We start from the raw sequence: 13,436 nt of genomic DNA on the forward strand, positions 1-13,436 counted from the left end.
TTAAATAAATTTGTTTAATTTGATTTAAGGCAATGTGATGTCAATCCTTGTTCAAACTGGAGGTGAATAGAGCATAGTCCAATTTGCGGACAATAGTTTGTTGTGCTGTTGACACTATTTCAAATGAAACCTGCCACGGAAATTCTTAATTTTTCGTGCTTGCGCAGAATAATCAGGACCTCTGGCAGTGTTCTGCGCGGCATCCTCCCGCTATACTGCTGATAACTTAAAGGAAAAAGTGATCATTTCGCGGGGGACTTATGCTTCTCGAACGAGTGGAAATTGTCGGGTTTCGCGGTATTAACCGCCTGTCGCTGCAGCTGGAGCAGAACAACGTCCTGATCGGTGAGAACGCGTGGGGTAAGTCCAGCCTGCTGGATGCGCTGACGTTGCTGCTTTCGCCCGAAGACGATCTGTATCACTTCGTCCGGGACGATTTCTGGTTTCCGCCCGGTGATGTCAATGGCCGCGAGAAGCACCTGCATATCATCCTGACGTTCCGGGAATCCGAACCGGGCCGTCACCGCGTGCGGCGCTTCCGTCCGCTGTCACCCTGCTGGGTGCCGTGCGATGACGGCTTCCACCGGATTTTCTATCGGCTGGAAGGGGAGATGGCGGAGAACGAAGGCGTACTCACGCTGCGTGAGTTTCTCGACGAAAAAGCCAATCCGATCCCGCTGGACAATATTGACGATCTGGCCCGCCACCTGATCCGCCTGACGCCGGTATTACGCTTGCGCGATGCGCGTTTTATGCGGCGTATTCGTAACGGTACCGTACCGAATATGCCGGAAGTGGAAGTCACCGCCCGCGAGTTGGATTTTCTGGCGCGGGAGCTGGTGTCTCGTCCACAAAATCTGACCGATGGTCAAATCCGCCAGGGGTTGTCCGCGATGGTACAACTGCTGGAGCACTATTTTTCCGAGCAGGGGACCTCGGAGTCCCGCCATCGTCTGATGCGCCGCCGCTCTCATGATGAGCAACGAAGCTGGCGCTATCTCGATATCATTAACCGAATGATTGACCGGCCCGGCGGGCGTACGCATCGGGTGATTTTGCTGGGGCTGTTCTCCACGCTTCTGCAGGCCAAAGGCACCGTCCGTCTTGACCGGGACGCCCGACCGCTGTTGCTGGTGGAAGATCCTGAAACCCGCCTGCATCCCATTATGCTCTCCGTGGCATGGCATCTGCTGAATCTGCTGCCGCTCCAGCGCATTACGACCACCAACTCCGGTGAGCTATTATCCCTGACGCCGGTTGAACACGTCTGTCGTCTGGTGCGTGAATCCTCCCGTGTCACCGCTTACCGACTGGGGCCGGGCGGCATGAACGCGGAAGACGGGCGGCGCATCGCGTTTCATATCCGCTTTAACCGGGCGTCATCGCTCTTTGCCCGCTGCTGGCTGCTGGTGGAAGGAGAGACGGAAACCTGGGTCATTAACGAGCTGGCGCGCCAGTGTGGTCACCATTTTGATGCGGAAGGCATTAAGGTGATCGAATTCGCCCAGTCGGGATTAAAGCCGTTGATTAAATTCGCACGCCGGATGGGGATCGAGTGGCACGTCCTGGTCGACGGTGATGAGGCGGGCAAAAAATATGCCTCGACCGTGCGTAGCCTGCTCAATAACGAGCGGGAAGAAGAGCGCGACCATTTAACTATGCTGCCCGCGATGGACATGGAGCACTTTATGTATCGTCAGGGGTTCGACGACGTATTCCACCGAATTGCCATGGTGCCTGTCGATGTCCCGATGAACATGCGGCGCGTGATCGCCAAAGCCATTCATCGTTCGTCAAAACCGGATTTAGCCATTGAAGTGGCGACAGAAGCGGGAAGGCGGGGCGTGGAGGCGGTACCGACTCTGCTACGTAAGATGTTTTCCCGCGTGCTGTGGCTGGCGCGCGGGAAAGCGGATTAGCGTTGGGTTGCCTGATTGACCTGCTGAATCAGGCTATCCAGCAGTTCATAACGACGGCGATACTCGGCGCGCTTTTTGCTCGCGATCTCTTCCATCGGTTTACGCGGCATGACAAGCGGCAACAGGAAGTGACCATTATCCTGTTTTTCACCGCCGATCGAGACCCAGAAACTATCGTAATCAGCCAGCAGTTTCCCCTCTTTTTTCTTGCGGTAACGCCAGCTGCGATAGATGTGTGTGGCGTTACTGACGGCAACGATCTGCTCGACCGGGAAAGCGGTGCCAAGCGTCATCGCGGCTTCCAGCAGCAGACGTTTCGGGAACAGACCGTGACAGGCTTTCGTCGCCCCCTGGATCAGCTCATGGGGAACGTGCGCTTTTGCGCCCTGTAGACCGCCGATGAACAGCGTCGTTTTACCTGCAAACTGGCAGAGCGTAAAGGTCATTTCCGCCAGCACCGTGTTGTGCCTGTCGCAGAAGGCGAGGGTGGCTTCCCCTTCTTTATCCAGGAACGCATCAGCGCACAGACGAACGGTGAACTGCTGTTCCTCTTTGCCGGTTAAGGTCAGCAGGGTGTAACCCGGCTTAGAAAGATAACCCGCAAGCAGCGTCGCAGGAAGCTGGCGGCTCAGGGTCTGATAGTGCCAGTTAAGCGATTCCAGCGCATGCTGACGATCCATCTTCACCGTCAGCCAGGGGCGATGCAGCCGGCACGGCAGTCCTGGCTGGACCTGCAGCATCTGCATCAGACGTGGTTGCTTAGCAAGGCTCGTTAACAGGCGCGCGGTGCTAATGGGCGTCGCCAGCGAACGTAACATGAATTTACGTCGATAGGCGGGGTTCTGCCACGCCAGCCCTGGCGTGAGCGTACCGAAAGCCAGATTTTTGAAGAGCTGCCAGCCCGATTTAGGCTGTGGCAGGCTGGAAAAAGGTGTATCGACGATGGAAGACATGATAGATCCTGCTTCTTGATGAATAGCTTCATTTCAGCAGGCGAACGTTCAACGTCTCGTAAACAAATTGTGACGATTTCAGAGAACAGGGGTTTCGTTGAGGAGTCGTTTAGTTAGAATCAACATTTATTATTGCCAGAACATTTAATTGGAATATTTATGAACCTTAAGGGAAAACGCAGAACGCTGTTTCTGCTGCTGGCGGTCGTGGTATTAGCCGGTGGGTACTGGCTATGGCAAGTGCTTAATGCGCCTGTGCCACAGTATCAGACATTGATTGTTCGTCCTGGCGAACTGCAGCAAAACGTCCTCGCGACGGGCAAGCTGGATGCCCTGCGCAAGGTTGACGTGGGTGCCCAGGTGAGCGGCCAGTTGAAAACGCTGTCGGTAGAGATTGGCGATAAGGTGAAAAAAGGCCAGCTGCTTGGGGTTATCGATCCTGAACAGGCTGAGAACCAGATCCGCGAGGTGGAAGCCACGCTGATGGAGCTGCGCGCTCATCGCGCCCAGGCGCTGGCAGAGCGCAACCTGGCTCAGGTCACACTCACCCGCCAGCAGGCGCTGGCGAAAACCCAGGCCATTTCGAAACAAGATTTAGATACGGCCACCACAGAGCTGGCGGTAAAACAGGCGCAGATTGGCACCATCGACGCGCAAATCAAACGCAACCAGGCCTCGCTGGACACGGCGAAAACCAACCTCGACTATACGCAAATCGTCGCGCCGATGGCTGGCGAAGTCACCCAGATCACCACCCTGCAGGGGCAGACGGTGATTGCCGCGCAGCAGGCGCCAAACATCCTGACGCTGGCGGACATGAGCACCATGCTGGTCAAAGCTCAGGTCTCCGAGGCGGACGTTATCCATCTCAAACCGGGGCAAAACGCCTGGTTTACGGTGCTGGGGGATCCGCAGACCCGCTACGAAGGCGTGCTGAAAGATATTCTGCCGACGCCGGAAAAGGTTAACGACGCCATCTTCTACTATGCCCGTTTTGAAGTGCCGAACCCGCAGGGCGTGCTGCGTCTGGACATGACCGCGCAGGTGCATATCCAACTGACCGGCGTGAAGAACGTGCTGACCATTCCCCTCTCTGCGCTGGGCGAGTCCGCCGGGGATAACCGCTATAAAGTCAAAGTGCTGCGCAACGGGGAAACGCGCGAGCGTGAAGTAGTGATTGGCGCGCGCAACGACACCGATGTGGTGGTGGTGAAAGGGCTGGAAGAGGGTGAGGAGGTTGTCATCAGCGAAAACCTGCCCGGAGCCGCGAAATGACGGCGCTGCTTGAGCTGAACGACATTCGCCGTAGCTACCCCTCGGGCGATGGCCCGGTGGAGGTGCTGAAAGGCATCTCTCTGCGCGTGGAGGCGGGCGAGATGGTGGCGATTGTCGGCGCATCGGGATCCGGTAAATCGACGCTGATGAACATTCTGGGCTGTCTGGATAAACCGACCAGCGGCACCTATCGCGTGGCCGGAACGGACATCTCCACGCTGGACGGCGACGCGCTGGCAAAGCTGCGTCGGGAGCACTTCGGCTTTATCTTCCAGCGTTACCATCTGCTCTCTCACCTCAATGCAGCGCAGAACGTCGAAGTGCCGGCAGTCTATGCCGGCGTGGAGCGGAAAAAGCGTCTTGAGCGCGCGCAGATGCTGCTGACGCGTCTGGGGCTGGCGGAGCGGGTGGAGTATCAGCCCTCGCAGCTTTCAGGCGGCCAGCAGCAGCGCGTAAGTATTGCCCGTGCCCTGATGAACGGCGGGCAGGTGATCCTCGCGGATGAACCCACCGGGGCGCTCGATAGCCATTCCGGCGAAGAGGTGATGGCGATCCTCCACCAGTTGCGCGATCAGGGACACACGGTGATTATCGTGACGCATGACCCGCAGGTGGCGGCGCAGGCGGAACGCATTATTGAGATCCACGACGGCGAGCTGGTCAGCAATCCGCCGCCGGGAGCGTCCAGAGCGGCGGCGACGAAAGAAGCGCTACCGCCGTCCACCGGCTGGGGACAATTCTCTAGCGGCTTTCGTGAAGCGCTTGCCATGGCCTGGCTGGCGATGGCGGCGAATAAAATGCGCACCCTGCTCACCATGCTCGGCATCATTATCGGTATCGCCTCGGTGGTATCGATTGTGGTGGTGGGCGACGCGGCCAAGCAACTGGTGCTGGCCGATATCCGCGCGATTGGCACCAATACCATTGACGTCTATCCCGGCAAAGACTTTGGCGACGACGAGCCGCAGTATCAGCAGTCCCTGAAATATGACGATCTGGCGGCGATTCAGAAGCAGCCGTGGGTTAATTCGGCTACGCCGGCCGTGTCGCAAAATTTGCGCCTGCGCGTGGGTAACGTGGACGTTGCCGCCAGTGCGAACGGCGTCAGCGGGGACTATTTCAACGTTTACGGTATGACCTTCAGTGAAGGTGCGACCTTCAATGCCGAACAGCTCGCGGGCAGGGCGCAGGTGGTGGTACTGGACGCGAACTCACGCAGACAGCTTTTCCCCAATAAAGCGAACGTGGTGGGGGAAGTGATCCTGGTCGGCAACATGCCGGCTACGGTCATCGGCGTGGCGGAAGAGAAGCAGTCGATGTTTGGCAGCAGCAAGATCCTGCGCGTCTGGCTACCCTATACCACCATCTCCGGGCGGATTATGGGGCAGTCCTGGCTTAACTCCATCACCGTGCGCGTGAAGGAGGGCTACGACAGCGCGCTGGCCGAGCAGCAGCTTGAGCGGTTGTTAACCCTGCGCCACGGGAAGAAGGATTTCTTCACCTGGAACATGGACGGCCTCTTGAAAACGGCGGAAAAGACCACACGTACTCTTCAGTTGTTCCTCACGCTGGTGGCGGTCATTTCGCTGGTCGTTGGCGGTATCGGGGTGATGAATATCATGCTGGTGTCGGTGACCGAACGCACCCGTGAGATTGGTATCCGCATGGCGGTCGGGGCCAGAGCCAGCGACGTCCTGCAACAGTTTTTGATTGAAGCTGTGCTGGTGTGTCTGGTAGGGGGCGCGATGGGCATTGCGCTCTCGATGATGATCGCATTTGCACTCCAGCTCTTTTTACCCGGTTGGGAAATTGGCTTCTCACCGGTGGCCATTCTTACCGCGTTTTTGTGTTCAACCTTTACCGGCATTTTGTTTGGCTGGTTACCCGCCCGCAATGCGGCGCGGCTGGATCCGGTGGATGCACTGGCCCGCGAATAGGCTGAAAATAAAAATGCCAGCCGATCGGGCTGGCATTTTGACTGCGGGATGTACACAATAAAACAGAGAACTATGCAACCGTCTCTGCTTCAATGGGTACGATAAGGCTTGCGTGATTGCCTTTGGGTCCCTGGTGTACATCGAACCGGACGGACTGCCCGGCTTTGAGCGTTCTGTAACCATCCATCTGAATGGTGGAATAGTGAGCGAAGATATCCTCGCCGCCGCCTTCGGGGCAGATGAAGCCAAACCCTTTGGCGTTGTTGAACCACTTAACAGTACCCATTTCCATGCTTCGACATCCTTCGTAAATCTTATAAGTTAAGATGGAATGAACCGGTGGTGGAGTGGGGGCTGTTCAAAACCTCGCCATCTCACGCTTGTACAATTTAGAGAAACGAAAGAAGTCGTCAAGCGTTTGGCGCTGGAGATGGGACAATAATCAACCAAAGTTTGAAGCAGTTAACGCTATTGCAACAGTTTGTGACAGACATCGCGGATGACAGTAATAGATGATTGTTATCTAACATCTGAGGTAGATTCAAAGTGGTTATGCAAAATGGGTAAGACCAACGACTGGCTGGATTTTGACCAGCTGGCGGAAGACAAAGTGCGTGACGCGCTAAAACCGCCATCTATGTATAAAGTTATGTTAATGAACGATGATTACACGCCGATGGAATTTGTTATTGACGTGCTACAAAAGTTCTTTTCTTATGATGTAGAACGTGCAACGCAACTGATGCTTACCGTTCATTATCGTGGCAAAGCTATCTGCGGCATCTTCACCGCCGAAGTGGCGGAAACCAAAGTGGCGATGGTGAACGACTATGCGAGGGAGAACGAGCATCCGTTGCTGTGTACGCTGGAAAAGGCCTGATAAGGCATAAAATTGGGGGAGGTGCCTATGCTCAATCAAGAACTGGAACTCAGTTTAAACATGGCTTTCGCCAGAGCGCGTGAGCACCGACATGAGTTTATGACCGTCGAGCACCTGTTGCTCGCACTGCTTAGCAACCCATCTGCCCGCGAAGCGCTGGAAGCCTGCTCCGTGGATCTGGTGGCGCTACGTCAGGAACTCGAAGCCTTCATCGAACAAACCACACCGGTGCTGCCAGCCAGTGAAGAGGAGCGCGACACGCAGCCGACGCTCAGCTTCCAGCGTGTGCTGCAGCGCGCGGTATTTCACGTCCAGTCTTCCGGACGTAGCGAAGTGACTGGCGCAAACGTCTTAGTCGCCATCTTCAGCGAGCAGGAGTCACAGGCTGCCTACCTGCTGCGCAAACACGAAGTCAGCCGACTCGATGTGGTTAACTTTATTTCTCACGGAACGCGCAAAGACGAGCCTAACCAGGCATCGGATTCCAGCAATCAGGTCAATAACAATGAAGAGCAAGCAGGCGGGGAGGATCGTATGGAAAACTTCACCACCAACCTTAATCAGCTTGCTCGCGTTGGCGGTATCGACCCGCTGATTGGTCGCGATAAAGAGCTGGAGCGTGCGATCCAGGTATTGTGCCGTCGCCGCAAGAACAACCCGCTGCTTGTGGGGGAATCTGGCGTAGGTAAAACCGCGATTGCCGAAGGTCTTGCCTGGCGCATTGTGCAGGGCGACGTGCCGGAAGTGATTGCCGATTGCACCATCTACTCGCTGGATATTGGCTCACTGCTGGCGGGCACGAAATACCGTGGTGATTTTGAAAAACGCTTCAAGGCGCTGCTAAAACAGCTGGAGCAGGACACCAACAGCATCCTGTTTATCGATGAGATCCACACCATCATCGGTGCCGGTGCGGCCTCCGGTGGCCAGGTGGATGCCGCAAACCTGATCAAACCGCTGCTCTCCAGCGGCAAGATCCGCGTGATTGGCTCCACCACCTACCAGGAGTTCAGCAACATCTTTGAGAAAGATCGCGCGCTGGCGCGTCGCTTCCAGAAAATCGACGTGACCGAACCGTCCGTCGAGGAAACGGTGCAGATCATCAACGGCCTGAAACCGAAGTACGAAGCGCACCACGACGTGCGTTATACCGCGAAAGCGGTGCGTGCGGCGGTGGAGCTGGCGGTGAAATACATCAACGACCGTCATCTGCCGGATAAGGCGATCGACGTCATTGATGAGGCAGGGGCGCGTGCGCGTCTGATGCCGGCCAGCAAGCGTAAGAAAACCGTTAACGTGGCGGATATTGAGTCCGTGGTGGCCCGTATTGCGCGCATTCCTGAGAAGAGCGTCTCTCAGAGCGACCGCGACACGCTGCGTACTCTTGGCAACCGCTTGAAAATGCTGGTCTTTGGTCAGGATAAAGCCATTGAGGCCTTAACCGAAGCGATCAAGATGGCCCGCGCCGGGCTGGGGCATGAGCATAAACCTGTTGGTTCCTTCCTGTTCGCCGGCCCAACCGGCGTGGGGAAAACCGAGGTGACGGTTCAGCTCTCCAAAGCGCTGGGCATTGAGCTGCTGCGCTTTGATATGTCCGAGTATATGGAGCGTCACACCGTCAGCCGTTTGATCGGTGCGCCTCCGGGCTACGTGGGCTTTGACCAGGGCGGTCTGCTCACCGACGCGGTGATCAAGCATCCGCACGCGGTACTGCTGCTTGATGAAATCGAGAAAGCGCACCCGGACGTGTTCAACATCCTGCTGCAGGTGATGGACAACGGGACGCTGACCGACAACAACGGGCGCAAGGCGGACTTCCGCAACGTGGTGCTGGTGATGACCACCAACGCCGGGGTACGTGAAACCGAGCGTAAATCCATCGGTCTTATCCACCAGGATAACAGCACCGATGCGATGGAAGAGATCAAGAAGATCTTTACGCCGGAGTTCCGTAACCGTCTGGACAACATTATCTGGTTCGATCACCTGTCTACCGAGGTGATCCATCAGGTGGTGGATAAGTTCATCGTCGAGCTGCAGGTTCAGTTGGATCAGAAAGGCGTGTCGCTGGAAGTGAGCCAGGAGGCCCGCAACTGGCTGGCCGAGAAAGGCTACGACCGTGCGATGGGGGCCCGTCCGATGGCGCGTGTGATTCAGGATAACCTGAAGAAACCGCTGGCGAACGAGCTGCTGTTTGGCTCGCTGGTGGACGGCGGTCAGGTGACTGTGGCGCTGGATCAGGTGAAGAACGAGCTGACGTACGATTTCCAGAGTGCGGCGAAGCACAAGCCGGAAGCGGCTCACTAAGTGGAAAGTTAAACGTAAAAACCGGGCACAGGCCCGGTTTTTTTATGCCTGGTCCTGAAAAATCAGAGCCGTATCTGCTTTCAGGTTGCGGTTTTTTCTGCCAGGCGAGGATCAAAAATAAACGGTAGTGGCTTAACCGTACCCAGTACCTGATGAAACGCCGGATGTAATGGATTAAGTATGGCGTTATTTTCGTAAGGAATAATGCAGGAAGGCAGGATAAGCGCCAGCGCGCTGCGGGATTGTAGCCAACCGGTGCCCAGATCCATCGTTGAGACCGGTGCCGGGTTCTCCTGCCAGTCATCGGGCAGCCATGCTTTGTCCAGATAATCAATCTGCTCATCCGGGATATCGATGCTAAACAGCTGGTACTGATTCAGCACGGTGTCTTTTTTGACATGTACCAGAATTTCCAGCGATGCCAGCGAGATGGTGGTGGAAACATACACGGCAGGATGCCCCTTATGATTCCAGCGCCCGCCATACTGGTTTGCACCGCCTCCACTCCATGCTTCGCTGGCGTAGCGTCCCGTCACCAGCCGATAAAAAATCATGCAAACACACCGTGTTCAAGCCGACCAATCAAATCGGTCACTTCCAGCGCGCCGGTTTCTGTCGCAATTAAATCGACAGGTGCTCTGTTCCCTAACCCTCGCACCGGAGATTGCAGCCAGGTCCAGGCGTCGTCTTTACTGCCAAAGTAATCGACGGCAGCATCCAGCACCCGAACGAAACGCGCCACGCGTTCGCTTTCATCTGGGGTCAGCGTACGGCCCGCGCTTTTGCGGCGCGCGACGTTACGCTCGTTAATCCCCGTCACGCGCAGGATGTCCGCTTTCGACATCGCCGTCCACTCGTGGATATTGTCGAGGACGCTAACGGGTAACCCCTGATTGAGATACTCAACCAACCGCATACCCCGGTTTGCCGGTAACCCCGCAAATCGCCAGAGCGCGTTATCAGCAGGCTTCTGCGCAGGAACCCATGTTCTCATTTTTTACCTCCTGATGATTGTCATTTGTCATGGTTTATTATAGACATTTGTCAGAAGGTAGGAAGTGATTGTTTTACGCAGGGGTAAATAAAGGAAGGCGGGCTATGATCCTAATTTTTAATTGAAGTGTAATGAACTGATTTTCAATGATAATTTAATGGCTGTAAAAAAGAGGGTGAGAAAAGCGTTTTTAGATTTTTTGTATGAAAATCATAAAGTTGTTTAGATAATATTTCAGTGCACTGCCGTACAGGCAGCTTAGAAATTACCATCCGGAACCATCTGATCGCAGTACTGGTGCACTGTTGTATCCGGGTTGTTCGCGGATGGATCAACTATCACGGCATCTCAGATAATAAAAGGCGAGTGGGACAGTTCATCTACCAGAGCAAGCGAATCATCTACAGATGGTTTAACCGCAAAGTTCTGCGGAGGGGCCTGACCGGGTAACCGGCGGGTCTACTCACCCGGAACCCCAATATACAGGCTTGCCGTACAATCACTGACGCCCTAACGCGGCGTACCCATCCATCATGTGCAAAATAGTGTATCCTGTGTCCACAGGTTAAACAGAAAGAAGGTCGGTGCCAGTGGAAGAACATGATCTACACGCGTCAGGTTTTACAAAAAAGGAAATCATAAGGATTAAACGTTACCTTGAAACCGGTGATTCACTGGACAGGGTTCTGTTAGATCTTTCCCGTTATTTCAAAATGTTCGTTTGGGTCACAATTATTATGACCGTGATTACCATTCTCAGTTTCATTTTAGGCAGCACCGTACAGGCAATCTCAAGCGCGATAGCAGCAGTTTTCCTGTTTGTTGTTTTTCTCCTGGTGATGCCTGTTAAAGTTGGTTATAAATCCTGGAAGCTATTGAGAACGTATGTTAGCGATTTTGATCGTCGTGGGTGAGTCGCTCCAGTACCACCTTTGCACTGACTCCCCACCCTAAAACTTTCATGCTTAATTTGCCGGAAGATATCTGAATAACCGCCAGGCCTCGGCTTTGCCTGTCAATCCGAACACACCATAGACGCTTGCCGCTAAAGTAGTGGCATTGTAAACGCCAAGACCAACATCACGACTAAATCCCTTGAACTCAGCAATGGGCATCGCGCTGTCTGCGAACATCCCCTGTGAGGCAGGTGCATTCAGCAATTGCCTGGCCGCTTCTCTGGATATCGTATTAAAAGCGTCACCGATGAGGATAGCTCCCAAGCTTACGGGCTTCGAGATTTATCATAGTGTCAGCCCACTGGCGCCTGTTCTGACCAGGAAAAAGCGCGATATCCATCAAAACATCCTTATGTATGATCCATAAACACAATTGGACTTAAATTTATGGCAGATGCATAAAGCTCGATGCAACCATTTTTTAGAGAGCAGGAGCAAGAGGTTACCCCTGGGTTCACCGGGCTAGTCTGGTCAGTACATTGGGGGTCTACGACGGAACCCCAGAAAATTCCGTCACTAAAGCTAAAAAACATCTGATTTGCATGACACTGAATAAATGGCGGGTTATTTGACAGAGTCCAGCATTAGAACCGTCGTTTTAATCGTTGTCACCCAACTGGTCGTTTGTGTGACAAGAGCCTGTCAGCAATTCTGTGTAACTGCCACGGAATATCGCCGCAAGTGCACTGCCGTACAGGCAGCTTAGAAACATAGGCATTGAAATGGATACTCAAGCACCTTATGCACTGCCGTGCAGGCAGCATAAAAAAGCAAATAAAGAGGTTTTACATACTACCGCGTCGCCTGGCGGCGCTACGCTTGCATAGGCCTACAATGTGTTGTGCAATTTTGGCGTGTAGGCTGGGTAAGCGCAGCGCCACCCGGCAAGAAAGGCGACTGTATAGTTAAGGGGAGGGTTTTCCATAAATTTAAGGCCGGGAAGAACCCGACCTTATTTAATATTCATCTGCCATTACAGGCGAAAACAATTAGCGACTACGGAAGACAATGCGGCCTTTGCTCAGGTCGTACGGGGTCAGTTCAACAGTCACTTTGTCGCCCGTCAAAATGCGGATGTAGTTTTTGCGCATTTTACCGGAGATGTGCGCAGTTACCACGTGACCGTTTTCCAGCTCTACGCGAAACATGGTATTAGGCAACGTATCAAGTACGGTACCCTGCATTTCAATATTGTCTTCTTTGGCCATCTAATCCTCTGGGGTATCACTACCAAGTTTTGAACCGGCAAGATAATGCCGAAATTCATCTATTAAGTAAAGAATTGCGCGATTAAAACGCAGCAAAACAGTTTCGGCGCATTGCCCAAGCGTCACGGTACAACCGAACAGGAAGCGCATTCGTAAAGGGGAGACAACAGGATAAACGTCAGGACGTTATCTGAAGCGAGGGTCCCAAACGGCGGCGGGGCAACAGGCAGAAGCTACTCTGCGGCATAATTATAACACCCTCACAAAAAATATGCGGAAAACATTTAGGCATAGGGCATAAAGAGCGTTCTCGGGACCCAAAAGTCGCGCGGGAGCTTCTCCTGACGGCTGGCATCGAGATGCCCGATATACTGGCGTCGCGGGATTTCAACGGCACCCAGCGAGGCCGTGTGTTCGTTGAGCACCTGACAATCGATCAGGCGTCCGCCGCATTGGGCAAAGGCCTGGCAGAAAACCAGCAGCGCGGTTTTCGAGGCGTTGACCGAACGAGAAAACATCGACTCGCCACAAAACAGCGTCCCCTGCGCCACGCCGTACATGCCGCCGACGAGCGTCCCATCTTGCCAGACCTCGATAGAGTGGGCGTAACCCAGCTCATGCAACTGGTGATAGGCGGTAATGATATCGCGGGTTATCCATGTCCCTTCATAGCGGTCTTCGGCACAGCCTTCTATAACCTGACCAAAGGCGTGATTCAGGGTGACACGGTACGGTGATTTTGCATGGAAACGCTTCATGCTGCGGCTCAGGTGAAACTGCTCTGGCCACAGCACGGCGCGGGGATCGGGAGACCACCATAAAATCGGGTCGCCGGGGGAAAACCACGGGAAAATGCCGCGCTGGTACGCCATTAATAACCGCGCAGGACTAAGGTCACCGCCAAGGGCCAGCAGCCCATTGGGCTCGCGCAGCGCCCCCTCCGGCGAAGGGAACGCGATATTATGACGAGAAAGCTGGACCAGGCGCATGACAGCAAAACTCCAGTA

General features: G+C 54.5%; 13 protein-coding genes and 1 pseudogene. 7 read left to right on the plus strand and 7 right to left on the minus strand.

What is annotated here, in order from left to right; genetic code table 11:
• Positions 1-260 precede the first annotated feature (260 nt).
• Positions 261-1,919, plus strand: coding sequence for an ATP-dependent endonuclease (locus C5687_RS05540; RefSeq protein WP_045284513.1), 1,659 nt, complete (start codon positions 261-263; stop codon positions 1,917-1,919).
• On the opposite strand, the gene C5687_RS05545 is transcribed toward C5687_RS05540, so the two are convergent.
• The gene (locus C5687_RS05545) at positions 1,916-2,872 is read right to left on the minus strand and encodes a VirK/YbjX family protein (protein ID WP_047958144.1); all 957 of its coding nucleotides are present in this window, start codon (positions 2,870-2,872) and stop codon (positions 1,916-1,918) included. The two genes, C5687_RS05540 and C5687_RS05545, sit on opposite strands and share 4 nt — an antisense overlap.
• Before the next feature lie 159 nt (positions 2,873-3,031).
• Here C5687_RS05545 and macA point away from each other — a divergent pair, with 159 nt between their 5' ends.
• Positions 3,032-4,147, plus strand: coding sequence for a macrolide transporter subunit MacA (macA, locus tag C5687_RS05550; protein ID WP_104556555.1), 1,116 nt, complete (start codon positions 3,032-3,034; stop codon positions 4,145-4,147).
• On the plus strand, positions 4,144-6,084 hold the full coding sequence (gene macB, locus C5687_RS05555; RefSeq protein WP_047958146.1) for a macrolide ABC transporter ATP-binding protein/permease MacB: 1,941 nt from the start codon (positions 4,144-4,146) through the stop codon (positions 6,082-6,084). Before macA ends, macB begins: the two co-directional genes overlap by 4 nt.
• Before the next feature lie 70 nt (positions 6,085-6,154).
• Here the strand turns inward: macB and cspD are convergent, their stop codons facing one another.
• Positions 6,155-6,376 carry a cold shock-like protein CspD gene (gene cspD / locus C5687_RS05560; RefSeq protein WP_008499993.1) on the minus strand — a complete coding sequence of 74 codons (222 nt, stop codon included), beginning with the start codon at positions 6,374-6,376 and terminating at the stop codon, positions 6,155-6,157.
• 267 nt (positions 6,377-6,643) lie between these two features.
• On the opposite strand from cspD, the gene clpS reads away from it, so the two are divergent.
• Complete coding sequence (clpS, locus tag C5687_RS05565) at positions 6,644-6,964, plus strand: ATP-dependent Clp protease adapter ClpS (protein ID WP_006174393.1); 321 nt, start codon at positions 6,644-6,646, stop codon at positions 6,962-6,964.
• 27 nt (positions 6,965-6,991) lie between these two features.
• Entirely contained in the window at positions 6,992-9,271 is a 2,280-nt protein-coding gene (gene clpA, locus C5687_RS05570; protein WP_104556556.1) for an ATP-dependent Clp protease ATP-binding subunit ClpA, read from the plus strand.
• Positions 9,272-9,351: 80 nt separating this feature from the next.
• Here the strand turns inward: clpA and C5687_RS05575 are convergent, their stop codons facing one another.
• Complete coding sequence (locus C5687_RS05575; protein ID WP_104556557.1) at positions 9,352-9,825, minus strand: RES family NAD+ phosphorylase; 474 nt, start codon at positions 9,823-9,825, stop codon at positions 9,352-9,354.
• Entirely contained in the window at positions 9,822-10,265 is a 444-nt protein-coding gene (gene parS / locus C5687_RS05580; RefSeq protein WP_025756031.1) for a type II RES/Xre toxin-antitoxin system antitoxin, read from the minus strand. Before parS ends, C5687_RS05575 begins: the two co-directional genes overlap by 4 nt.
• Before the next feature lie 237 nt (positions 10,266-10,502).
• On the opposite strand from parS, the pseudogene C5687_RS25335 reads away from it, so the two are divergent.
• Both C5687_RS25335 and C5687_RS05585 read left to right on the plus strand, forming a co-directional pair.
• Positions 10,503-10,709: pseudogene (locus tag C5687_RS25335) on the plus strand (group II intron maturase-specific domain-containing protein); the annotation flags it as partial.
• A 146-nt stretch (positions 10,710-10,855) separates the two neighbouring features.
• Positions 10,856-11,179 carry a hypothetical protein gene (locus C5687_RS05585; RefSeq protein WP_050597145.1) on the plus strand — a complete coding sequence of 108 codons (324 nt, stop codon included), beginning with the start codon at positions 10,856-10,858 and terminating at the stop codon, positions 11,177-11,179.
• A 51-nt stretch (positions 11,180-11,230) separates the two neighbouring features.
• On the opposite strand, the gene C5687_RS05590 is transcribed toward C5687_RS05585, so the two are convergent.
• The 3 genes from C5687_RS05590 to aat all read right to left on the minus strand — a co-directional run bounded on the left by C5687_RS05590 (position 11,231) and on the right by aat (position 13,418).
• Positions 11,231-11,485: a DUF4225 domain-containing protein gene (locus C5687_RS05590; RefSeq protein ID WP_072049117.1), complete on the minus strand. Its 255-nt coding sequence runs from the start codon at positions 11,483-11,485 to the stop codon at positions 11,231-11,233.
• 725 nt (positions 11,486-12,210) lie between these two features.
• A complete protein-coding gene (gene infA / locus C5687_RS05595; RefSeq protein WP_002211347.1) occupies positions 12,211-12,429 on the minus strand; it encodes a translation initiation factor IF-1 in 219 nt (72 codons plus the stop codon).
• 284 nt (positions 12,430-12,713) lie between these two features.
• Positions 12,714-13,418, minus strand: coding sequence for a leucyl/phenylalanyl-tRNA--protein transferase (aat, locus tag C5687_RS05600; RefSeq protein ID WP_025756028.1), 705 nt, complete (start codon positions 13,416-13,418; stop codon positions 12,714-12,716).
• Positions 13,419-13,436 lie beyond the last annotated feature (18 nt).

This window comes from Enterobacter sichuanensis, assembly GCF_002939185.1.
GTDB classification, from domain to species: Bacteria; Pseudomonadota; Gammaproteobacteria; order Enterobacterales; family Enterobacteriaceae; genus Enterobacter; species Enterobacter sichuanensis.